Origin of the sequence: Streptomyces sp. NPDC051738, from assembly GCF_044453205.1 — a bacterium.
Taxonomy (GTDB): Bacteria; Actinomycetota; Actinomycetes; order Streptomycetales; family Streptomycetaceae; genus Streptomyces.
This window is the reverse complement of sequence record NZ_JBITCM010000004.1, coordinates 510802-533361: the sequence shown is the minus strand read 5'-3', so window position 1 is coordinate 533361 and position 22560 is coordinate 510802. Positions and strand designations below refer to the sequence as shown.

20 protein-coding genes are annotated in these 22560 nt (G+C 70.0%); 14 read left to right on the top strand and 6 right to left on the bottom strand.

What is annotated here, in order from left to right; translation table 11 throughout:
- The first annotated feature begins 77 nt into the window (after positions 1-77).
- Positions 78-800, top strand: a complete 723-nt coding sequence (locus tag ACIA8X_RS13070) for a DUF6542 domain-containing protein (protein WP_399458308.1) — start codon at positions 78-80, stop codon at positions 798-800.
- Between the two features lie 19 nt (positions 801-819).
- Here ACIA8X_RS13070 and ppgK read toward each other — a convergent pair whose 3' ends face one another.
- Together ppgK and ACIA8X_RS13060 are read right to left on the bottom strand one after the other, a co-directional pair.
- Positions 820-1569 carry a polyphosphate--glucose phosphotransferase gene (gene ppgK / locus ACIA8X_RS13065; protein WP_399458307.1) on the bottom strand — a complete coding sequence of 250 codons (750 nt, stop codon included), beginning with the start codon at positions 1567-1569 and terminating at the stop codon, positions 820-822.
- Positions 1570-1598: 29 nt separating this feature from the next.
- On the bottom strand, positions 1599-2633 hold the full coding sequence (locus ACIA8X_RS13060; protein ID WP_393448143.1) for a 4-hydroxy-3-methylbut-2-enyl diphosphate reductase: 1035 nt from the start codon (positions 2631-2633) through the stop codon (positions 1599-1601).
- Between the two features lie 164 nt (positions 2634-2797).
- Here ACIA8X_RS13060 and xseA point away from each other — a divergent pair, with 164 nt between their 5' ends.
- From xseA to ACIA8X_RS13045, 3 genes are all read left to right on the top strand, one after another.
- Positions 2798-4048, top strand: coding sequence for an exodeoxyribonuclease VII large subunit (gene xseA / locus ACIA8X_RS13055; RefSeq protein WP_393448145.1), 1251 nt, complete (start codon positions 2798-2800; stop codon positions 4046-4048).
- Positions 4049-4057: 9 nt separating this feature from the next.
- Positions 4058-4306 carry an exodeoxyribonuclease VII small subunit gene (locus tag ACIA8X_RS13050; RefSeq protein WP_393448147.1) on the top strand — a complete coding sequence of 83 codons (249 nt, stop codon included), beginning with the start codon at positions 4058-4060 and terminating at the stop codon, positions 4304-4306.
- Positions 4307-4451: 145 nt separating this feature from the next.
- Positions 4452-5042, top strand: coding sequence for a malonic semialdehyde reductase (locus ACIA8X_RS13045; RefSeq protein WP_393448149.1), 591 nt, complete (start codon positions 4452-4454; stop codon positions 5040-5042).
- Positions 5043-5154: 112 nt separating this feature from the next.
- Here ACIA8X_RS13045 and ACIA8X_RS13040 read toward each other — a convergent pair whose 3' ends face one another.
- Positions 5155-5676, bottom strand: coding sequence for a DUF4245 domain-containing protein (locus ACIA8X_RS13040; protein WP_393448151.1), 522 nt, complete (start codon positions 5674-5676; stop codon positions 5155-5157).
- Positions 5677-5804: 128 nt separating this feature from the next.
- On the opposite strand from ACIA8X_RS13040, the gene glpX reads away from it, so the two are divergent.
- On the top strand, positions 5805-6839 hold the full coding sequence (gene glpX, locus ACIA8X_RS13035) for a class II fructose-bisphosphatase (protein WP_393448153.1): 1035 nt from the start codon (positions 5805-5807) through the stop codon (positions 6837-6839).
- Between the two features lie 157 nt (positions 6840-6996).
- Here the strand turns inward: glpX and ACIA8X_RS13030 are convergent, their stop codons facing one another.
- Both ACIA8X_RS13030 and ACIA8X_RS13025 read right to left on the bottom strand, forming a co-directional pair.
- Entirely contained in the window at positions 6997-7374 is a 378-nt protein-coding gene (locus tag ACIA8X_RS13030) for a WhiB family transcriptional regulator (RefSeq protein ID WP_393448155.1), read from the bottom strand.
- 175 nt (positions 7375-7549) lie between these two features.
- Complete coding sequence (locus tag ACIA8X_RS13025; RefSeq protein WP_393448159.1) at positions 7550-8233, bottom strand: DUF1707 domain-containing protein; 684 nt, start codon at positions 8231-8233, stop codon at positions 7550-7552.
- Between the two features lie 170 nt (positions 8234-8403).
- On the opposite strand from ACIA8X_RS13025, the gene ACIA8X_RS13020 reads away from it, so the two are divergent.
- The 4 genes from ACIA8X_RS13020 to ACIA8X_RS13005 all read left to right on the top strand — a co-directional run bounded on the left by ACIA8X_RS13020 (position 8404) and on the right by ACIA8X_RS13005 (position 14934).
- Entirely contained in the window at positions 8404-10071 is a 1668-nt protein-coding gene (locus ACIA8X_RS13020; RefSeq protein WP_393448161.1) for a fumarate hydratase, read from the top strand.
- A 278-nt stretch (positions 10072-10349) separates the two neighbouring features.
- Positions 10350-11735 (top strand): class II fumarate hydratase, encoded by a 1386-nt coding sequence (locus ACIA8X_RS13015; protein ID WP_393448163.1) that lies wholly within the window; start codon positions 10350-10352, stop codon positions 11733-11735.
- 84 nt (positions 11736-11819) lie between these two features.
- Complete coding sequence (locus ACIA8X_RS13010; protein ID WP_393448165.1) at positions 11820-12515, top strand: DUF402 domain-containing protein; 696 nt, start codon at positions 11820-11822, stop codon at positions 12513-12515.
- Between the two features lie 292 nt (positions 12516-12807).
- Positions 12808-14934 carry a SpoIIE family protein phosphatase gene (locus ACIA8X_RS13005; RefSeq protein WP_399458306.1) on the top strand — a complete coding sequence of 709 codons (2127 nt, stop codon included), beginning with the start codon at positions 12808-12810 and terminating at the stop codon, positions 14932-14934.
- An 85-nt stretch (positions 14935-15019) separates the two neighbouring features.
- On the opposite strand, the gene ACIA8X_RS13000 is transcribed toward ACIA8X_RS13005, so the two are convergent.
- Positions 15020-17434 carry a transglycosylase domain-containing protein gene (locus ACIA8X_RS13000; RefSeq protein WP_393448169.1) on the bottom strand — a complete coding sequence of 805 codons (2415 nt, stop codon included), beginning with the start codon at positions 17432-17434 and terminating at the stop codon, positions 15020-15022.
- 268 nt (positions 17435-17702) lie between these two features.
- Between ACIA8X_RS13000 and ACIA8X_RS12995 the strand changes: the two genes are divergently transcribed.
- The 5 genes from ACIA8X_RS12995 to ACIA8X_RS12975 all read left to right on the top strand — a co-directional run bounded on the left by ACIA8X_RS12995 (position 17703) and on the right by ACIA8X_RS12975 (position 22544).
- The gene (locus tag ACIA8X_RS12995) at positions 17703-18656 is read left to right on the top strand and encodes an SPFH domain-containing protein (RefSeq protein ID WP_393448171.1); all 954 of its coding nucleotides are present in this window, start codon (positions 17703-17705) and stop codon (positions 18654-18656) included.
- Positions 18653-18898 carry a hypothetical protein gene (locus tag ACIA8X_RS12990; protein WP_093904943.1) on the top strand — a complete coding sequence of 82 codons (246 nt, stop codon included), beginning with the start codon at positions 18653-18655 and terminating at the stop codon, positions 18896-18898. Before ACIA8X_RS12995 ends, ACIA8X_RS12990 begins: the two co-directional genes overlap by 4 nt.
- A 105-nt stretch (positions 18899-19003) precedes the next feature.
- Positions 19004-19528 carry a PadR family transcriptional regulator gene (locus tag ACIA8X_RS12985; protein WP_093904944.1) on the top strand — a complete coding sequence of 175 codons (525 nt, stop codon included), beginning with the start codon at positions 19004-19006 and terminating at the stop codon, positions 19526-19528.
- Positions 19525-20214 carry an ABC transporter ATP-binding protein gene (locus ACIA8X_RS12980; protein WP_393448174.1) on the top strand — a complete coding sequence of 230 codons (690 nt, stop codon included), beginning with the start codon at positions 19525-19527 and terminating at the stop codon, positions 20212-20214. The genes ACIA8X_RS12985 and ACIA8X_RS12980 overlap by 4 nt, the downstream gene beginning before the upstream one ends.
- On the top strand, positions 20211-22544 hold the full coding sequence (locus ACIA8X_RS12975; protein WP_399458305.1) for an FtsX-like permease family protein: 2334 nt from the start codon (positions 20211-20213) through the stop codon (positions 22542-22544). The genes ACIA8X_RS12980 and ACIA8X_RS12975 overlap by 4 nt, the downstream gene beginning before the upstream one ends.
- Positions 22545-22560 lie beyond the last annotated feature (16 nt).

Sequence of the window (22560 nt, the reverse complement as noted above, 5' to 3'; positions counted from 1 at the left end):
TGAGCGCAGGCGGGTTCATGCGGGGTGTGGGCGGATTCGCGTCGGGTGAGGGCGGATTCCCAGCGGACGGGGGCAGGGTGGAGCGGGGCGAAGGTCGTACGGGGCGCGGCGACGGCGGATTCGTCCGCGGTGAGGGCGGGGGCATCCGCGGTGAGGGCGGGGGCATCCGCGGTGAAGGCGGTTCGGCTCGGTCCGCGTGGCCTGCCCGGTCGTCCCGATCTGGCGGGGCGCGGTCGTCGTCCGCGGCCCGGCTCGCCTCCCGGTCCTCCCGGGGCACGGCCGCCGACCGGCCCGCCCGCGCCTCCCGGCCCGTCGCCCAGCGCCGCCCGGTTTCGGGTACGGCCCCGGCGGCAGCGGCCGTACGGCGGCCCGGTCCCTCCCCCGCCGCGCCGCAGGCGGTACGGCGGTTTCCCAACCCCCGGCTCACCGGCCTGGGCAGCGGGCTGTTCTGCGTTGCCGTGATGGTGCTGCTCGGCTACCTCGACGCGCTGCTCTTCGGGGCGTCGCTCACGGCGTACAGCGTGCTGTTCCTGCCGGTGTGCGTGCTGACCGCCGTGTGGGTGCGGTGGGGCGACCTGGTGAGCGCGCCTGTGGTCCTGCCGATCGCGTTCGCCGTGGGGCTGGTTCCGGTGGCCGACAACGGCGGGGGAATCGGCGGCCACCTGATGGGCATCTTCACCGCCCTCGCCACCCAGGCCGGATGGCTGTACGGGGGGACGCTGATCGCCGGTCTCATCGTGACCGTACGGAAGGCGCGCCTGATCGCACGCAGGGCGGCGGCCCGCCGCCGGTCGCCGTGACCGTCGGCCGGCCGTCCCGCTAGCTGTTCCGCTCCGCCGCGTACATCGCGGCTCCCACGATCCCCGCGTTGTTCTGCAACTGGGCCGGGACGATCTCCGCCTTGATGCCCTCGATGTGGTGCAGGAACTTCTGGGACTTCCGGCTCACCCCGCCGCCGATGATGAACAGCTCCGGGGAGAACAGCATCTCGACATGGGCGAGGTACTTCTGGACGCGGCGGGCCCAGTGCTCCCAGGTCAGCTCCTCGTCTTCCTTGGCCTTGCTGGAAGCCTTCTTCTCGGCGTCGTGGCCGTGCAGTTCGAGGTGGCCCAGCTCGGTGTTGGGGACCAGGGCGCCGTTGACGAACAGCGCGCTGCCGATGCCCGTGCCGAACGTGAGGAGGATCACGGTGCCCCGGCGGTCGCGGCCCGCGCCGAAGTGCATCTCGGCGACGCCGGCCGCGTCCGCGTCGTTGACCACCGTCACCGGGTGGCCGCCGAGACGGTCGCTGAACAACGCGCGGGCGTCGGTGTCGATCCAGCTCTTGTCGACGTTCGCCGCCGTGCGGATCGTGGATCCGTCGGTGACCACGCCGGGGAAGGTGAGCCCGACCGGCCCGGTCCAGCCGTAGTGCTCGACGACCTCCTTCACACCGTCCGCCACCCCGTCGGGCGTGGCCGGGTGCGGAGTGAGCACCTTGAAGCGCTCCTGAGCGAGGTCGCCCTTGTCCAGGTCCACCGGGGCGCCCTTGATCCCGGATCCACCGATGTCCAAACCGAAGATCTGCATGGCTCTACGTTACGACGCAGGACTGACAGTCACTCCACGGAGTCGGCGGAGTTACCGGCGCCATCGGCCCCCGTGCGCTCGGCGATCAGCGCCGCCGCCTCCTCGCGCAGGTCGCGGCGGAGCTCCTTCGGCAGGGAGAAGGTGATGGACTCCTCGGCCGCCCTGACGAGTTCGACGTCGCCGTAGCCGCGCTGGGCGAGCCACTCCAGGACCTCCTCGACGAGCACCTCGGGGACGGAGGCGCCGGAGGTGACGCCCACCGTCGTCACGCCGTCCAGCCAGGCCTCGTCGATCTCGCTCGCGAAGTCCACGAGGTAGGCCTCGCGGGAGCCGGCCAGCTTGGCGACCTCGACCAGCCGCTTGGAGTTGGAGGAGTTGCGCGAGCCGACCACGATGACCAGCTCGGCCTCGGCGCCCATCTGCTTCACCGCGAGCTGACGGTTCTGCGTGGCGTAGCAGATGTCGTCGCTGGGCGGGGAGATGAGCTGCGGGAACTTCTCCTTCAGCGCGTCGACGGTCTCCATGGTCTCGTCGACGGAGAGGGTGGTCTGGGAGAGCCAGACGACCTTCGACTCGTCACGGACCTCGACCTTGGCGACGTCGCCCGGGCCGTCGACGAGCTGGATGTGATCCGGGGCCTCGCCGGACGTACCGATGACCTCTTCGTGGCCCTCGTGGCCGATCAGGAGGATGTCGTAGTCCTCATTGGCGAAGCGGACGGCTTCCTTGTGGACCTTGGTGACCAGCGGGCAGGTCGCGTCGATGGAGGCGAGCTTGCCGCGCTTGGCCTCTTCGTGGACGACGGGGGCCACGCCGTGCGCCGAGAACATCACGATGTTGCCCGGCGGCACCTCCTCCGTCCGCTCGACGAAGACGGCGCCCTTCTTCTCCAGGGTCTGTACGACGTACTTGTTGTGGACGATCTCGTGCCGGACGTACACCGGAGCGCCGTACTGCTCCAGGGCTTTCTCGACGGCGATCACGGCGCGGTCCACACCCGCGCAGTAGCCACGGGGGGCGGCGAGCAGGACACGGCGGCCAGGCGAAGCAGTCATGCGTCCCATCGTAAGGGTGCGGTCGGGGGCTCAAAGATCGCGCAGGTGACGGGTTGGTGGCGAGACTGGCGGTGGGCTGTGAGGGGTGGGGGCGGCGGGGGCGAAAACAACCCTCCCCGCACACTCCCGGCCGGCTGGGCGGTGTTGTCGGTGGTGGCCGTTACGCTCGGCGCATGGCTGTGAACACGTCGCCCGAATCGCCCCTGCCCGTCGGTGAGGTGTCGCGGCTCATCGGGGGGTGGATCGACCGGCTCGGGGCGGTGTGGGTCGAGGGGCAGATCACGCAGATTTCGCGGCGGCCCGGCGCCGGGGTCGTGTTTCTGACGTTGCGGGACCCGTCGTACGACATCTCCGTGAGCGTGACGGCGTATCGGCAGGTGTTCGACGCCGTCGCCGACGTCGTGAGCGAGGGCGCCCGCGTCGTCGTACTCGCCAAGCCCGAGTGGTACGCCCCGCGCGGCCAGCTCTCCCTGCGCGCCACCGAGATAAAGCCCGTCGGCGTCGGTGAGCTGCTCGCCCGGCTGGAGATGCTCAAGAAGGCCCTCGCCGCCGAGGGGCTGTTCGCGCCCGAGCGGAAGAAGGCACTCCCCTTCCTCCCCCAGCTCATCGGCCTCGTCTGCGGCCGCGCCTCCGCCGCCGAGCGGGACGTGCTGGAGAACGCCCGCCACCGCTGGCCCGCCGTCCGCTTCGAGGTGCGCAACGTCCCCGTGCAGGGCGTGCACGCCGTCCCGCAGGTCGTGCAGGCCGTCAAGGAGCTGGACGAGATCGACGACGTCGATGTGATCATCGTCGCCCGTGGCGGCGGCAGCGTCGAGGACCTGCTGCCCTTCTCCGACGAGCAGCTCGTCCGGGCCGTCGCCTCCTGCCGTACGCCCGTCGTGTCCGCCATCGGGCACGAGCCCGACAACCCCCTCCTCGACCACGTCGCCGACCTGCGCGCCTCCACCCCCACCGACGCCGCCAAGAAGGTCGTACCGGACGTCGGCGAGGAGTACGAGCGGGTGCGGATGCTGCGCGACCGGGCCCGGCGGTGTGTCGAGGCGCTCATCGCGCGGGAGGAGCGCGGGCTCGCGCATGCCCTAGCGCGGCCGTCGATAGAGGATCCGCACCGGATGATCGACGAACGCGCCGACCACGTGGCCTCCCTCCTCGACCGCGGCCGCCGCTGCCTCGGCCACCTCCTGGACCGCGCCGATTCCGAGCTGACGCACACGCACGCGCGCGTGGTGGCCCTCTCCCCCGCGGCGACCCTGAAGCGGGGGTACGCGGTGCTGCAGAAGGCCGACGGGCACGTGGTCCGTGACCCGGGCGAGGTGGCCGCGGACGAGGCGCTGCGGGCGCGGGTCGCCGAGGGCGAGTTCTCCGTACGGGTCGATGGACCCGCACGAGTCGATGGACCAAGTGACATACATGGCGATGCATAGGGTGGGCGCATGACCAGCAAGGTGGAAGAGGCACTGGGCTACGAGCAGGCCCGGGACGAGCTGATCGAGGTCGTACGGCGGCTGGAGGCGGGCGGTACGACGCTGGAGGAGTCCCTCGCGCTGTGGGAGCGCGGCGAGGAGCTGGCCAAGGTGTGCCGGCGCTGGCTGGACGGGGCGCGGGCCCGCCTGGACGCGGCGCTCGCCGGGGAGGCCGAGGCCGAGCGGGAAGAGGTCGAGGGCGACTCCTCACCCTCGTAAGTCCTCGTAAGTCATGACTGAGCTGTGAAGCGGATCACCACACCCCAGCCTTTGTTGAACCTTGAACTTATCTCGCGTACCGTCGACCATGAAACCGGTCCCCGGTCCGTTTAGCGCACGCCGCACAACCCGAGAAGGTTCACCCATGTCTCTCGCCCTTGACCCCGCCGCCCAGGACCTGCTCTTCCGCGAGGCCCGTACCGCGAACACGTTCACCGACGAGCCGGTCACCGAGGAGCAGGTCCAGGCGATCTACGACCTGGTCAAGTACGGCCCCACCGCCTTCAACCAGACCCCGCTGCGCATCACCCTGGTCCGCTCCGCCGAGGCCCGTGAGCGCCTGGTGCAGCACATGGCCGAGGGCAACCAGGCCAAGACCGCCACCGCCCCGCTGGTCGCGATCCTGTCCGCGGACAACGAGTTCCACGAGGAGCTGCCGGCCCTGTTCCCGGCCTTCCCGCAGGCCAAGGACCTCTTCTTCAGCGAGCGCGCGGCCCGTGAGAACGCCGCCGGGCTGAACGCCGCCCTGCAGGCCGCCTACTTCATCGTCGGCGTCCGCGCCGCCGGGCTGGCCGCCGGCCCGATGACCGGCTTCGACTTCGAGGGCGTCCGCAAGGAGTTCCTGGACGACGACCACGCCCCGCTGATGGTCGTCAACATCGGCAAGCCGGGCGCCGACGCCTGGTACCCGCGCTCCCCGCGCCTGGAGTTCGACCAGGTCGTCACGACGGTCTGAACCGACCGCACACCACCGGCCGCACACGGCGCCCATAGCGCACATGGCGAAGGCCCCCGGCAATAACACCGGGGGCCTTCGCCATGCCCTTCGCGGTCACTCCGTCAGGCCGTCACTCCGTCTTCAGGGCCTTCGCCATCTGCGTCAGCTGCTCGAACGATCCCGTGCCCGCCACCACGGTCGTCGCACCCTTCTCCTGGTGCACGAGCGCGTCGTAGCGGCCGCCCGTGTACCGGGTCCAGGTCCGGTCGCCGATCTCCTCGGTGACCTCGGTCGCCTGCCCGCCCTGGGTGGCCTCCTCCAGGAACGTCGACGGCTTCTCGGTCGACTGCTCGACCTGCACGTAGTCGCCACCGGGGGTGTGATAGCCGAGATGCCAGGCGTCGAAGTCGTCGCCCTTGAAGCGCACGGACGTCGCCTTCCAGGTGTCGGGCAGGCCCTCGGGCGCGGCCACCGCGTACGACGCCGCGCGGCGGGCCGTCAGCAGCTCCACGCGGTAGTCGACCCGGGGGAGGTCGGGAGTGCCGTCCTCATGGGGGACGAAGAGATAGATGACCCCCGCCGCGAGCACGGTCACTCCGAGGGAGAGGACCATGTTCCGGACCGACTTCTGCTTGCCGTTCGAACCTGCCACGCCCCCTATCGTCGCAGGTGCCCTAGCCTGCTCATCCGTGGGGCCCCCTGCTCATTCTGTCCACCCGAGGATAGAGTCAGGGCCGTCACCCTCATCCGGCCGTCGTCGTATCAGAAAGGTGCGCTCCGATGACCGAGAATCATCATTTGCCGTCCGAACTCGAGGTCCCCTCCGAGGCCCCCGACCGTAACCTCGCCCTGGAACTGGTCCGCGTCACCGAGGCCGCCGCCATGGCCGCGGGTCGCTGGGTCGGGCGCGGGGACAAGAACGGCGCCGACGGAGCCGCCGTCCGTGCCATGCGCAGCCTCGTCTCCACCGTGTCGATGAACGGCGTCGTCGTCATCGGCGAGGGCGAGAAGGACGAGGCGCCCATGCTCTTCAACGGGGAGCGGGTCGGCGACGGCACCGGGCCCGAATGCGACATCGCCGTCGATCCGATCGACGGAACCACGCTGACCGCGAAGGGGATGCCGAACGCGATCGCCGTCCTCGCGGCCGCGGATCGCGGTTCCATGTTCGACCCGTCCGCCGTGTTCTACATGGACAAGCTCGTCACCGGTCCCGAAGCCGCCGACTTCGTCGACATCAACGCGCCCGTGTCCGTCAACATCCGCCGGGTCGCGAAGGCGAAGCGGTCGACGCCGGAGGACGTCACCGTGGTCATCCTCGACCGGCCCAGGCACGAGGGCATCATCAAGGAGATCCGGGACGCCGGTGCGCGGATCAAGCTGATCTCCGACGGTGATGTCGCGGGGTCGATCTACGCGCTCCGCGAGGGCACCGGGGTCGACATGCTGCTCGGCATCGGCGGTACGCCGGAGGGCATCATCTCGGCGTGTGCCGTGAAGTGTCTCGGCGGAACCATCCAGGGCAAGCTGTGGCCCAAGGACGACGAGGAGCGGCAGCGGGCGATCGACGCGGGGCACGATCTGGACCGGGTGCTGCTGACCGATGACCTGGTCGCCGGGGAGAACGTGTTCTTCGTCGCCACCGGTATCACCGACGGTGAGTTGCTGCGCGGTGTGCGGTATCGGTCGGAGACCGCGACGACCGACTCGATCGTGATGCGGTCGAAGTCGGGGACGGTGCGGAAGATCGATTCCGAGCATCGGTTGAGCAAGCTGCGGGCTTACAGCGCGATCGACTTCGACAGGGCGAAGTAGATTTCGACAGGGCGAAAGTAGAAAGCGCCCAGTAGCTCGGGAGCTGCGGATTGTCGGCGACTGCGGCTCGTTCGTGGTTGATCGCGCAGTTCCCCGCGCCCCTAAAGGAGTTGGGCGCCCCCGGTGCGGAGGGGGCGCCCTTCTTCTTGTCTGCTTCTCAGCCTGCCTGTGCTATCCGGTCCGCCGTCCTCGTCGCCTTCTTCAGTTCCATGTCGCGGCGGCGGCGCCTCGCCAGGACCACTCGGCGTTCCGCGGCGGTGAGGCCGCCCCAGACGCCGTAGGGCTCGGGCTGGAGGAGGGCGTGTTCGCGGCACTCGACCATGACGGGACAGCGGGCGCAGACCCGCTTGGCCGCCTCCTCACGGGAGAGGCGGGCCGCGGTGGGTTCTTTGGAGGGGGCGAAGAACAGGCCGGCCTCATCGCGGCGGCACACGGCCTCTGTGTGCCATGGGGCGTCTTGGTCCCTGTCTCGCACTGGCACCCGCTGGGCCGGAACGGCAGCTACCTGCAGGGACGAATGCGGCGGTTGCAGCACGGTCTACTCCTGACGACGGCTTCGCGAGCGAGAGACGATGCAGCAAGGTCTACCCGCTGTACGCGTGCCTATGCAGTCAGTTCCGAACCGCTGGATTTCGGGGGGTACTGCGCGCTGCTGTGCGGCGACCGCGAGCGGAACACGGGCGCGTGGAGGCCGGTCCTCTTCACAACCGTCAATGATCCAGATGCTTGCGCAAACTCTTGTCGACCTTGCTCTGCACGCGATCGAGAATGTCCGCGACGAGCTTGCCCCGCTTCGCCCTGCCCTCGATGCTGCCGAGCACGGCCCAGCCGTCGACATGGACGATCGGTGCCCCGGAGTCCTCCGCGTCGAGCGCGTCCACCTCGAAACTGCCGAGGACACCGCCGCCCGCGCCCCGCAGCGAGACGTTCTCCGGGACGCGGACCTCGACGCTGCCGAAGACCGAGAACGCGCGGATCATGACCTGCTGATACTCGAAGAGCGCCTCGCTGAGGTCTATCTCCACGCTGCCGAAGATCGCGTACGCGTGGATACGGCGGCCCGCGCGCCAGCGGCCCTTGCGGACGGCGCTGCTGAAGACCGCGACCACGTTGTCGTCGGGGTCGGCCGGGAACGCGGCGGGGGCGGGGCGCCCAGGGGGCGGGAGGTGGGGTGCGCGGCGCTGGTGGGCGGCGGGCAGGTCCCGTATGAAGACGTCCAGTTCGCCGACCGTCTTGGCGGCCAGCGCGCCCTCGACGCGCTCGGCGTGCTCGTCGGCGGTGAGGCGCCCCTCGGCCAGGGCTTCTCGCAGGATGTCGGCGATCCTGTCGCGGTCGGCGTCGGAGGCGCGGAGCTCGGTACCGGCAGCGGGCGCGGTCTGCTTCTGAAGGTCCACGGCAGCAGCGTACCCAAACACGATAGATCGCGATACCCCCTGTCCGGATCACCCGCCGGCATCGAACTGAGCCTTACCTCACAAGCCCACCGTCAGTGGCAGGTTCTACGCTGGTGGGCGCTTGCCGATGGAGGCTGGCCGCGCTGTCTGTTTAGTGAGGAATGGGCGACATGCCTGAGTTCGCGTACACCGATCTGCTCCCCATGGGAGAGGACACCACCCCGTACCGGCTGGTGACCTCCGAAGGTGTCTCCACCTTCGAGGCCGACGGGCGGACGTTCCTCAAGGTGGAGCCCGAGGCGCTGCGCAAGCTGGCCGAGGAGGCCATCCACGACATCCAGCACTACCTGCGGCCCGCGCACCTGGCCCAGCTGCGGCGCATCATCGACGACCCGGAGGCCTCCAGCAACGACAAGTTCGTCGCGCTGGACCTGCTGAAGAACGCGAACATCGCGGCGGCGGGTGTCCTGCCGATGTGCCAGGACACCGGCACGGCGATCGTCATGGGCAAGCGCGGGCAGAACGTGCTGACCGAGGGCGGCGACGAGGCGGCCCTCAGCAAGGGCATCTACGACGCCTACCTGAACCTCAACCTGCGCTACTCGCAGATGGCTCCGCTCACCATGTGGGAGGAGAAGAACACCGGGTCGAACCTGCCGGCGCAGATCGAGCTGTACGCCACCGACGGCGGCGCCTACAAGTTCCTCTTCATGGCGAAGGGCGGCGGCTCCGCCAACAAGTCCTTCCTGTACCAGGAGACCAAGGCCGTCCTGAACGAGGCCTCCATGATGAAGTTCCTGGAGGAGAAGATCCGTTCGCTGGGTACGGCCGCCTGCCCGCCGTACCACCTGGCGATCGTCGTCGGCGGTACGTCCGCCGAGTACGCGCTGAAGACCGCGAAGTACGCCTCCGCGCACTACCTGGACGAGATCCCGGCCGAGGGCTCGCCGCTCGGGCACGGGTTCCGGGACAAGGAGCTGGAGGACAAGGTCTTCGAGCTCACGCAGAAGATCGGGATCGGGGCGCAGTTCGGCGGCAAGTACTTCTGCCATGACGTGCGCGTGGTGCGGCTGCCGCGGCACGGTGCCTCGTGCCCCGTCGCCATCGCCGTCTCCTGCTCGGCCGACCGGCAGGCCGTCGCGAAGATCACCGCCGAGGGCGTCTTCCTGGAGCAGCTGGAGACGGACCCGGCGCGGTTCCTGCCGGAGACGACGGACGAGCACCTCGACGAGTCCTCGGACGTCGTGCGCATCGACCTCAACCAGCCGATGGACGACATCCTCGCCGAGCTGACCAAGTACCCGGTGAAGACCCGGCTTTCGCTCACCGGCCCGCTGGTCGTGGCCCGGGACATCGCGCACGCCAAGATCAAGGAGCGGCTGGACGCGGGCGAGGAGATGCCGCAGTACCTGAAGGACCACCCGGTGTACTACGCCGGGCCCGCGAAGACCCCCGAGGGCTACGCCTCCGGTTCCTTCGGCCCGACGACGGCCGGCCGTATGGACAGCTACGTCGAGCAGTTCCAGGCGGCGGGCGGCTCCAAGGTCATGCTGGCCAAGGGCAACCGCAGCAAGCAGGTCACTGACGCGTGCGACTCCCACGGCGGCTTCTACCTCGGCTCCATCGGCGGCCCCGCCGCGCGCCTCGCCCAGGACTGCATCAAGAAGGTCGAGGTCGTCGAGTACGAGGAGCTCGGCATGGAGGCCGTCTGGAAGATCGAGGTCGAGGACTTCCCGGCGTTCATTGTCGTCGACGACAAGGGCAACGACTTCTTCCAGGACCCGGCGCCGGCGCCGACGTTCACGTCGATTCCGGTGCGGGGGCCGGGGCTGGCGTAGTACCTGCGGTGCGGCGGGGAGAGTTCTCGCCCCCGCCGCCCCTACCCGTCCCATCCTTCTGGGGCTCCGCCCCAGACCCCGCCAGGGGGCTCTGCCCCCTGGACCCCCGCTCCTCAAACGCCGGAGGGGCTGGTTTTTCAGCCCGTCCGGCGTTTGAGGACGAGGCCCCCTTCAGGGCCGAAGCGGGGGTCTGGGGGCGGCGGGGGCGAGACTCCTTCGGTGGCCACGGATGGGTCAAGCCCAGGAACAACCCCGCCGCCCGTCACGCTTACCCAGGTATGAGCGACTACCGCATCGAGCACGACTCCATGGGCGAGGTCCGCGTCCCGGCGGACGCCAAGTGGCGGGCGCAGACGCAGCGTGCCGTCGAGAACTTCCCCATCTCCGGGCAGCGCATCGAACGGGCCCACATCGAGGCCCTCGCCCGGATCAAGGGGGCGGCCGCGAAAGTGAACGCGCGCCTCGGCGTGCTCGACAAGGACATCGCCGAGGCGATCCAGGATGCGGCGGTCGAGGTCGCCGAGGGGCGGTGGGACGAGCACTTCCCCATCGACGTGTTCCAGACCGGGTCCGGCACCTCGTCCAACATGAACACCAACGAGGTCGTCGCCACCCTCGCGACCGAGCGGCTCGGGCGGGACGTCCACCCCAACGACCACGTCAACGCCTCGCAGTCCTCCAACGACGTCTTCCCGTCCTCCATCCACATCGCCGCCACCGCCGCCGTCACCCGCGACCTGGTCCCGGCCCTGGAGCACCTCGCCGCCGCACTGGAGCGCAAGGCCGGGGAGTTCGCCGATGTCGTGAAGTCGGGGCGGACCCACCTCATGGACGCCACGCCCGTGACGCTGGGCCAGGAGTTCGGCGGTTACGCCGCCCAGGTGCGGTACGGCGTCGAGCGGCTCCAGGCCTCCCTCCCCCGCCTCGCCGAACTCCCCCTCGGCGGCACGGCGGTGGGCACCGGCATCAACACTCCCCCCGGCTTCTCCGCCGCCGTCATCGAGGAGGTGGCCCGCGTCACCGGGCTGCCGCTCACCGAGGCGCGGGACCACTTCGAGGCGCAGGGCGCCCGGGACGGCATCGTCGAGACCAGCGGGCAGCTCAGGACCATCGCGGTGGGGCTGACGAAGATCGCGAACGACCTGCGGTGGATGTCGTCCGGGCCGCGCACCGGGCTCGCGGAGATCTCGCTCCCCGACCTCCAACCGGGGTCCTCGATCATGCCCGGCAAGGTCAACCCGGTCATCCCCGAGGCCGTCCTCATGGTCGCCGCGCAGGTCATCGGCAACGACGCCACCGTGGCCACCGCCGGAGCCGCCGGCAACTTCGAGCTGAACGTGATGCTTCCGGTCATCGCGAGGAACGTCCTGGAGTCGATCCGGCTGCTCGCCAACGCCTCCCGGCTGCTCGCCGACCGCACCGTCGACGGCATCGTCGCCCACCGCGAACGGGCGCTGGAGTACGCCGAGTCGTCACCCTCCGTGGTCACGCCGCTCAACAAGTACATCGGGTACGAGGAGGCCGCCAAGGTCGCCAAGAAGGCGCTCGCGGAGCGGCGGACGATCCGCCAAGTCGTCCTGGAGAACGGGTACGTGGAGCGCGGTGACCTCACGCTTCAGCAGCTGGACGAGGCCCTTGATGTCCTGCGGATGACGCGGCCGTAACCCTTCGTCGCCGGAAGGCGGCTGCGGGCGTGAACCATGCCACGTGCTGCGGCGTCGTATGCCCGTGGCACCTAATATCTGTTCATGGCAGACGGTGGAGCGGTGACGACGGAAGTGGAAGCGGGCGGCTCGACGGGCTTCTGGGCGCCCGGGACGCAGATCCTGTGGCGGTACCGGGAGAACGCCGGCCGTCGCTTCCACATCGCGCGTCCCGTCACCGTCGTACAGGACGACGACGAGCTGCTCGCCGTCTGGCTGGCTCCGGGCACGCAGTGCGTCAAGCCGGTGCTGGCCGACGGAACGTCCGTGCACCTGGAGCCCCTTGAGACGCGGTACACCAAGCCGCGTTCCGTCCAGCTCGACCGCTGGTTCGGCACCGGGGTGCTGAAGCTCGCGCGACCCGGTGACCCGTGGTCGGTGTGGTTGTTCTGGGATCCCGGGTGGCAGTTCAAGAACTGGTACGTGAATCTTGAGGAGCCACTGGCCCGTTGGGCGGGCGGGGTGGACTCCGAGGACCACTTCCTGGACATCTCCGTGCACCCGGACCGCAGTTGGCACTGGCGGGACGAGGACGAGTTCGCGCAGGCCCAGCGGGACGGGCTGATCGACGAACGGCTCGCCGCGCGGGTGCGGGAGGCGGGGCGGGACGCGGTGGAGGTGATCCAGGCCTGGGGGCCTCCGTTCGGCGACCGCTGGCCGCACTGGCGCCCGGATCCCTCCTGGGCTGTACCTTCTTTGCCTGAGGACTGGGATCGCACGCCCGCGCATCTGTCCTCATGAGACTCTTGATGCGCCCCCGGGCAACAAACGTAGGATCGTCCTCCGCAAGGGCGCGCAAGAGCAACTACCGGAGAGCGCGCCGGGCTTGACCGATCGTCACCGAGGGGCGGCAGGACGTGAGCGAGGGTTACCAGGGCAACGCCGGGACGAGCAGACGCTCCACCGGCAGCACAGGAACTGCCTCTGACCACGCGGGAATTCCGTTCCTGGGGCACGTATTCCGGGTATCGGAGTTTCGGCGGGAAGAACCGCGCGCGTGGCGCGCAGCCCCGGACGGATGGATTCGAGAGGCGTGACGGAGCAGCCGACCTCCTTCGAACGCCCCGAGACGGGCGTCGACCCCGCGGAGTCCCGCGGGGCGCTTGTGCGTACCTCGACACCGCCGACGACGCACTCCACGCCGCCGCGCACACCTGGCGACGGCGCCCGCGGCGGCGGTGCCGCCTTACCCGTACAGGCGCGCACCGGAGACACCCCCTCCACGCCGGGCACCACCACGCCGTCCGGCCCGAGCAAGGAGCCCCCAGTCATCGCCGGCAACGGCCCCGAGCACTCACAGCCCTCCGTCGCCGCCGAGTCCGACACACACCGGCCGCGGCCCGTATCGGAGGCCATACCGCCCCAGCAGGGCACCGAGCAGCCGCAGGCGTCCGCCGAGCGGCGCACCGGGCAGGGCGTGGCGCCCGGGCGTCCCACGCCGATGCGGCGGGACGGCGACCGGCTGCGCTTCGTCGGCGCCGCGACCCGGCGGATCGCCCGCGGCATAGACCTGGACGAGATCGTGATGGGGCTGTGCCGGGCGACCGTGCCGACCTTCTCCGACGCGATCCTCGTCTATCTGCGCGACCCGCTCCCCGTCGGCGACGAACGGCCCACCGGCCCCGTCGTCCTGCGCCTGCGCCGCACCGACCGCATCCCCGAGGAGCGGGACACCGACGGCGGCTTCCTGCCCGCGCAGGCCCAGTCGGAGCCGACCGAGCTGGCCGAGCTGTCGGCTCTCACCGCCGAGCTGTGCGAGGTACGGCCCGGCGGCGCGCTCGCCGAGGTACTGCGCGGCGTACGACCCGTCTTCGCCGACGCGCCCGCCGCCCGCGCCGCCCTTCCCGAACTCCTCGGCGACGACGGCGAGTTGATCATCCCCGACGGGCAGCGCGCCATCCTCGCCCCGCTGCGGGGCCGCCGTCGCGTCATCGGCGCCGCCGTCTTCCTGCGCCGCCCCGACCGTCTGGCCTTCGAGCCCGACGACCTCCTGGTCGCCGCGCAGCTCGCCACGCACAGCGCGCTCGGCATCGACAAGGCGGTGCTGTACGGCCGTGAGGCGTACATCGCCGACGAGCTCCAGCGCACCATGCTGCCGGAGACGCTGCCGCGTCCGACGGGCGTGCGGCTGGCCTCCCGCTACCTTCCGGCGGCCGAGACCGCCCGGGTGGGCGGCGACTGGTACGACGCGATCCCGCTGCCGGGCAGCCGTGTGGCGCTGGTCGTCGGTGACGTCATGGGCCACTCCATGACCTCGGCCGCGATCATGGGCCAGCTGCGCACCACGGCGCAGACCCTCGCCGGGCTCGACCTGCCCCCGCAGGAGGTCCTGCACCACCTCGACGAGCAGGCCCAGCGGCTGGGCACCGACCGCATGGCGACCTGCCTCTACGCCGTCTACGACCCGGTATCGCACCGCATCACCATCGCCAACGCCGGCCATCCGCCGCCCGTCCTGCTGCACCTGGGCGGTCGCGCGGAGGTGCTGCGGGTTCCGGCGGGCGCGCCGATCGGCGTCGGTGGCGTCGACTTCGAGGCCGTGGAGCTGGACGCGCCGGCCGGAGCGACGCTGCTTCTGTACACCGACGGCCTCGTCGAGTCCCGCCTGCGCGACGTATGGACCGGCATAGAGCAGCTGCGCGAGAAGCTGGCCGCGACCGCCCAGCTCACCGGCCCCGATCACCCGCCGCCGCTGGAGGCCCTCTGCGACGAGGTACTCGACATGCTGGGCCCCGGCGACCGCGACGACGACATCGCGCTGCTCGCCGCCCGCTTCGACGGGATCGCGCCGAGCGATGTGGCGTACTGGTTCCTGGAGCCCGAGGACGCGGCGCCGGGTCGCGCCAGGCGGCTGGCGCGGCGTGCGCTGGCCCGCTGGGGACTGGAGGAACTCACCGACTCCGTCGAGCTGTTGGTCAGCGAGGTCGTGACCAACGCGGTGCGGTATGCCTCGCGGCCGGTGACGCTGCGGCTGCTGCGCACCGATGTGCTGCGCTGCGAGGTCGGCGACGATGTGCCGCAGCTGCCACGGTTGCGGCAGGCCCGGGCCACGGATGAGGGCGGGCGGGGGTTGTACCTCGTCAACCGACTCGCCCGTCGCTGGGGCGCCACTCGGTTGAGTACCGGGAAAGTCGTCTGGTTCGAGTTGAATCGCAGCTGAGCGCCGCAGGGGGAACTGCGGACCGCCGACCACTGGTGTGTCGTGGCTGGTCGCGCAGTTCCCCGCGCCCCTTCAGGGCGCTGTCCTACTGGTCGTTTCCGGGTCTGACCGGGTCCAAGGTGATGTCGTCCGTCGGCTCGTCCGTCGGGGCTGTCGGGGCCGGCTCGGTCGTCGGCTCCTCCGTCGGCTCCTCCGTCGTCGGCGTCTCCGTCGGCTCCTCGGTCGTCGGGGTCTCCGTCGGCTTCTGGGTCGTCGGCTCCTCCGTCGGCTCCTGGGTCGTCGGCTCCTGGGTCGGAGTCGGCGTCCAGGTCGGCTGGACCGCCGCGCCCTGGTCGGTGTCGAGGTCGAATTTGGCGTTCGCCTTCGTCACGCCGAACATGTACGCCGCCCAGATCTCCGCCGGGTAGCCACCGCCGTTGACACGGTCGTTGCCGCCCGCGCCGTACATCGCGACCTGCGGGTGCGGGGCCTTGTCGTCCTCGCCGAACAGGCCCACCGAGGTCACCAGGTCCGGCGTGTAGCCGGTGAACCAGGCCGACTTGTTGTCGTCGGACGTACCCGTCTTGCCGGCGACCTTCTGGCCGTCGCGCTTGGAGTTGTTCGCCACCGACTGCTGGGCCGTACCGTCGTCGACCACACCCGTCAGCACGGAGGTCACCGTGTCGGCGGACTCGCGGCTGATGACCTGCTCGCCGATCGGGTTCGGTATGTCGACCGCCTGGCTGTTGTGCTCGACCGCCTTGATGATGCTCGGGGTGACCTTCTTGCCGTGGTTGTTGAGCGTGGCGTACACCCCGGCCATCTGCAGCGGGCTCGCGCCCATGGTGCCCAGGGTCTGGGCGGGTACGGCCTGTTCGTTGGTGGTGTCCATGCCGAGCTGGCCGGCCACGTCCATGACGTTCTTCATGCCCACGTCGACGCCCATCTGCGCGAAGACGGAGTTGATGGACTTGTTCATCGCCGTCTGAACGGTGACGTCGCCGTAGTCCCGGTCGTCCTCGTTCTCGGGGGCGAAGCCGACCTTGTCGCCGTTGCTGTCCACGACCGGCCGCTTGCTGGTGCCGTCGTAGATCGTGTTCGCGGTGATCGGCTTGCCGGACCGGGTCTCGGCGTTCTCCTCCAGCGCGGCGGCCAGGATCACCGGCTTGAACGTCGAGGCGGGCTGGTAGTCCGTGCGGGTCGCGTTGCTCGTGTAGTGCTTGAAGTAGTCCACGCCGCCGTACAGCGCGACGACCTTGCCCGTCTTGGGGTCGACGGAGACGGCGCCGGCCTGGATGTCCGCGTCGACCTTGCGCTTCTTCTTGTCCAGTTGGCTGGTCAGCTGTGCCTTGACGGCCTTCTCCAGCTCGGACTGCTTCTTCTTGTCGATGTTCAGGGTGATGGTCCAGCCCTGGTCGACGACCGCGGCCTCGGCCTGCGAGCGGGTGAGGCCCTGCTGCTTCATCAGCTGGTCCTCCAGCTGACGGTTGGCGAGCTCGATCAGATAGCCCTTCTGGCCCTCCCGGCCGGCGGTGGGCTTCGGCTCCTTCGGCGCCTCGAACGTCATGCCCTGGCGCTCGGCCTTGTCCAGCCAGCCCTCCTCGACCATGTTGTCCAGGACGTAGTTCCAGCGGGCCTGCACCAGCCGCTTGCCGGTGTCGGACGCGGCCTGCCAGTCGTACTGGCTCGGCGCCTGCAGCAACGCGGCGAGATACGCGCCCTGTTCGACGGAGAGCTTGTCGGCGTCGACGCGGTAGTAGGCCTGGGCGGCGGCCTGGATGCCGTAGGCGCCGCGGCCGTAGTAGCTGGTGTTGATGTAGCCGGCGAGGATCTCGTCCTTCGACATCTGGCGGTCGACCTTCAAGGAGATGACCATCTCCTTGAGCTTGCGGCTGACCGTCTGTTCCTGGCTGAGGTAGTAGTTCTTGACGTACTGCTGGGTGATCGTCGAGCCACCCTGCGCGCCCTTGCCCATCACCGTGTTGAGCAGACCTCGGGCCGTGCCCTTCAGGTCGATGCCGTTGTCGTTGTAGAACGACTTGTTCTCGGCGGCGACGAAGGTGTACCGGACCTTCTTCGGCACCTTGGTCAGGTCCACGATCTCGCGGTTGACCTCGCCGTCACGGGCCAGGGTGGTCGTGCCGTCGCTGTACTTGTAGACGTTGCTCTGGCGCTGGGCGGCCTGGGCGGCGGCGTTGTCCTTCGGGATGTCCACGTACAGATACAGCGCGATGAAGGCACCGATGCCGAGCAGGCAGATGCCGAGGAACGTGCCGAGCATCTTCTTCCAGGTGAAGAGCCGGCGTATTCGGCCCTTACCGGCACCGCCCTTTCCGGCACCGCCCCTGCCCGTCCCTCTGGCCGCTCTGCGGGCGGCGGCCCGGCCTCCCGGGACGGGCGCCGAGCCCACCACGGTGACCGAGTCGCCTCCGGCGGCGGCCGACGGTGTCGCTGCAGAGCGCTGGGGGGCGGCGCGACGGCCACCACGCTGACGCGCTCGTCTCTCTTCCGCTCGTCCCATGGGTCCGTTCCGCTCCGCTTCGCTCTTGTGTGCGCTCCCGCCACACAGGTTCGCCGCTCAGGTCAGCTCAGAAAGCTAACACCGGAAGTTGTGACAAAGGACGGCCGATCCGGGCTTTTACGGACGTGACAATCAGCACCCGTCCCACAGGAACCGACGGCCGAGGGACGCATAGGGTTGCCCGCTCGGGGTAAAGTGATATCACTTAGATAGACAAGCGATATGGGAAGTCGACTGAGATTTCCAGACGAAACGGGGGAAACCACCCATGTTGAACGACAAGAACGACGCGGCATCCGTCGCCGCCGAGGCACCCGACGTACCCGAGATGCCCGCACCCCAGGTGCGCGAGTTCACCGCGCACAGCATCGGCGGCGGGCTCGCCCTGCTGCTGGGGCTGGTCGGACTGCTGCTCGGCGCGGGGCTGCTCGTCGGCGCCGGGGCCGTCTCCGGGGCCGGCGGCAAGGCGGTGCTGATCATCGCCGGGATCCTGGTCGTCATCGCCGCGATCCTGGCGATGTGCGGACTGAACATGGTCGCGCCGGGCGAGGCGCGGGTCGTCCAGCTCTTCGGGCGGTACCGGGGGACGATCCGGCAGGACGGGCTGCGCTGGGTGAACCCCCTCACGTCCCGCACGAAGATCTCGACCCGGGTCCGCAACCACGAGACGGCCGTCCTCAAGGTCAACGACGCCTACGGCAACCCGATCGAGCTCGCCGCGGTCGTGGTGTGGAAGGTCGAGGACACCGCGCAGGCGAGCTTCGAGGTGGACAACTACCTGGAGTTCGTGGCCACTCAGACGGAGGCCGCCGTGCGGCACATCGCCATCGAGTACCCCTACGACGCCCATGACGAGGGCGGCCTGTCGCTGCGCGGCAACGCCGAGGAGATCACCGAGAAGCTCGCCTTCGAACTGCACGCGCGCGTGGAGGCGGCCGGAGTGCAGATCATCGAGTCCCGCTTCACGCATCTCGCGTACGCTCCCGAGATCGCCTCCGCGATGCTCCAGCGGCAGCAGGCCGGAGCGGTCGTCGCAGCCAGGCGGCAGATCGTCGACGGGGCGGTCGGCATGGTCGAGGCGGCGCTCGCGCGGATCTCCGAGCAGGACATCGTGGAGCTGGACGACGAGCGGAAGGCGGCGATGGTGTCGAACCTGATGGTGGTGCTGTGCGGCGACCGGGCCCCACAGCCGGTCCTCAACACCGGGACGCTCTACCAGTGACGGTTCCCGCCGGGGGTTCGGCCCCCCAGGGTCGGCCGCAGCGCAAGCAGGTGCTGCTGCGGCTCGACCCGTCCGTGTACGACGCGTTGGCGCGGTGGGCGGGGGACGAGCTGCGCTCGGCCAACGCACAGATCGAGTTCCTGCTGCGGCGCGCCCTCGCGGAGGCGGGGCGGCTGCCGGGTGAGGCCAAGCCGATTCCCCGCAGGGGACGCCCGTCGGCGAATCCGCCCGAGTCCCAGTAGCAGAACCGTGACAATCGGCCCCCACCTGGGGCTTCACACCCCACGCCATGATCTACACACTCCGCGTATACATGCCGCGTATACACCCGGTGTATTGTCCTGGCCATGTCCATCGGTCACACCCTTCTAGGGCTCCTGGAATCGGGCCCCCGCCACGGCTACGACCTGAAGCGGGCCTTCGACGAGAAGTTCGGTCACGACCGGCCGCTGCACTACGGCCAGGTCTACTCGACGATGTCCCGGCTGCTGAAGAACGGCCTCGTCGAGGTCGACGGGATCGAGCCCGGCGGCGGGCCCGAGCGCAAGCGGTACGCCATCACGGACGCCGGGATCACCGACGTACAGACGTGGCTCGCGACGCCCGAGAAGCCGGAGCCGTACCTCCAGTCGACCCTCTACACCAAGGTCGTCCTCGCCCTGCTCACCCGGCGCAACGCGGCCGACATCCTCGACACCCAGCGCGCCGAGCACCTGCGGATGATGCGGATCCTCACCGACCGCAAGCGCAAGGGGGACCTCGCCGATCAGCTGATCTGCGACCACGCCCTGTTCCACCTGGAGGCCGACCTGCGCTGGCTGGAACTCACCGCCGCGCGTCTCGACAAGCTTGCCGAGGTGGTGACCAAGTGACTCCGCCTCCCGGTTCCCTGCTCGCGGCCGAGGACCTGCGCAAGGCCTACGGCCCGACCCTCGCCCTCGACGGCGCCGAGTTCTCCATCCACCCCGGCGAGGTCGTCGCCGTCATGGGGCCGTCCGGCTCCGGCAAGTCGACCCTGCTGCACTGCCTCGCCGGAATCGTGCCGCCCGACTCCGGGTCCATCACCTACAACGGGCGTGAGCTGGCCACCATGAGCGACGCCGAGCGCAGTGCGCTCAGACGCTCCGAGTTCGGGTTCGTCTTCCAGTTCGGGCAGCTCGTACCGGAGTTGACCTGCGTCGAGAACGTCGCCCTTCCGCTGCGGCTGAACGGGACCTCCCGCAAGGAGGCCGAGAAGGCCGCCCTGACCTGGATGGAGCGGCTGGAGGTCGACGACCTGCGCAAGAAGCGGCCCGGTGAGGTCTCCGGCGGTCAGGGGCAGCGCGTCGCCGTCGCCCGTGCACTGGTCACCAACCCGCGCGTGCTGTTCGCCGACGAGCCGACCGGCGCGCTCGACTCCCTCAACGGCGAGCGCGTGATGGAGCTGCTGACGGACGCGGCACGGTCGACCAACGCCGCCGTCGTCCTCGTCACGCACGAGGCACGGGTCGCCGCCTACTCCGACCGCGAGATCGTCGTACGGGACGGCAAGTCCCGGGACATGGAGCGCGTCGTATGAGCGTGGGTCAGTGGGCCAAGGATCTGGGCATGGGGGTGCGGTTCGCCTTCGCCGGCGGACGTGAGGGCTGGGTCCGGGCCCTGCTGACGGCCGTCGGGGTCGGGCTCGGCGTGGCGTTGCTGCTGCTGACGACGGCCATCCCGAGCGCGCTGTCCGAGCGCAACCAGCGCGGCAGCGCGCGGGACGACTTCACGTACAGCGGCAAGGTGATGCCGAAGGCCGACGACACGCTGATCATCGCCCACACCGACACCTTCTTCCGCAGCAAGGACGTACGCGGTCGGCTGCTGGAGCCCGAGGGGGCGCGGGCGCCGCTGCCGCCGGGCGTCGAGAAGTTCCCCGCGAAAGACGAGATGGTCGTCTCGCCCGCGCTGGACCGGCTGCTGAAGTCCGACTCCGGCAAGCTGCTGCGCGAACGCCTCCCTTACGAGATCACCGGCACCATCCAGCAGGCCGGGCTCATCGGGCCCGCCGAACTCGCCTACTACGCGGGCGCCTCCGGACTGGAGGACCACCTGGCCGGCGGCTCCGTCGAGCGCATCGACTACTTCGGCCCGTCCCCCGGGAACACAGAGGACGAGCTGGACCCGGTGCTGCTCCTGCTCATCCTGATCGTCTTCACCGTCCTGCTGCTGCCGGTCGCGGTGTTCATCGCGGCGGCCGTGCGCTTCGGCGGCGAGCGCCGGGACCGCCGGCTCGCGGCGCTCCGGCTGGTCGGCGCGGACGGGCGGATGGCGCGCCGGATCGCGGGCGGCGAGGCGCTCGCCGGGGCGCTGCTCGGGCTGGTCTTCGGCACCGGCTTCTTCCTGGTGGGGCGTGAGCTGGCGGCCCTGCTGGAGGTGCGGGACATCAGCGTGTTCCCGAGCGACCTCAACCCGTCGCCCGCGCTCGCCGCGCTGGTCGCCGTCGCCGTACCGGCCGCGGCGGTCCTGGTGACGCTGTTCGCGCTGCGCGGGGTCGTCATCGAGCCGCTCGGTGTGGTCCGTACGGCGAAGCCCCCGCGCCGTCGGCTGTGGTGGCGGCTGCTGCTGCCGCTGGGCGGCCTGGCGTTGCTGTACCCGATGGTGGGGCAGGGCAACACCAACGGGGAGTTCAACCAGTGGATGGTGATCGGCGGCACCGTGCTGCTGCTGGTCGGCATCACCGCGCTGCTGCCGTGGATCGTCGAGGCCGTGGTGGCCCGGCTGAACACGGGACCGGTCTCCTGGCAACTGGCCGTTCGCAGGCTGCAGTTGAGCAGCGGCTCGGCCGCCCGCATGGTCAACGGCATCGCCGTCGCGGTGGCCGGGGCGATCGCCCTGCAGATGCTGTTCTCCGGGGTCGAGGGCGACTACACCAAGGACACGGCCAACGACCTGAACCGGGCTCAGATGGAGGTCTCCGTGCAGGGCGACGCCTCGTTGGACGAGGTCAGCCGACAGCTGCAGCAGACCAAGGGCGTGAGCCAGGCCTCGGCCGTCTCCCTGGGCTCGGTCGCGAATCAGGCGAAGGATCCGGAGAACTCGGTGGAGGTGGCCGTCGGCAACTGCGCCCAGCTGCGGGATGTCGCGCGCCTGGCCTCGTGCCGGGACGGCGACATCTTCCAGATCCTCGGCGGCGAGTACGACAGTGACACGACCAAGCTCACCAAACCGGGCGGCACCCTGTACTTCGACCCGGGATACACCGGGTCGACGAGCCACACGGTGGCCTGGAAGGTACCGTCCGGCATCAAGACGGCGCAGCGGCGCGCGGACCCGACCGGCTACGAGCGCGGTGGCCTGCTGATCACCCCCGCCGCGCTGCCCAAGGCCGCGAAAGCCGGCATGAACCAGCAGGTGTTCCTCAAGCTGGACCCGTCGGAGCCGGACGCCGCCGAATACGCGCGCAACACCGCCGCGCGGCTCGCCCCCCTCTCGGACGTGTACACCATGGCGTCCAGCACGCGCTCGCTGCAGTTCCAGTCCATCCGCACCGGGCTGTTCGTCGGCGCGACCTGCGTGCTGCTGCTGATCGGCGCGAGCCTGCTGGTCTCCCAGCTGGAGCAGCTGCGCGAGCGCAAGAAGCTGCTGTCGTCCCTGGTCGCCTTCGGCACCCGACGCCGCACGCTGAGCCTGTCGGTGCTGTGGCAGACGGCGATCCCGATCGCGCTGGGCCTGCTGCTGGCCTCGGTGGTGGGACTGACGCTGGGCGCGGTACTGCTGAAGATGGTCGACTCCACGGTGAGCGTGGACTGGGCGAGCGTGCTGTCGATGACGGGCATCGGCGCCGCGGTCGTCCTCGCGGTGACGGTCCTCAGCCTGCCGCCCCTGCTGCGGCTGATGCGCCCGGACGGGCTGCGCACGGAGTGAGTCACCGGGGGCCGAC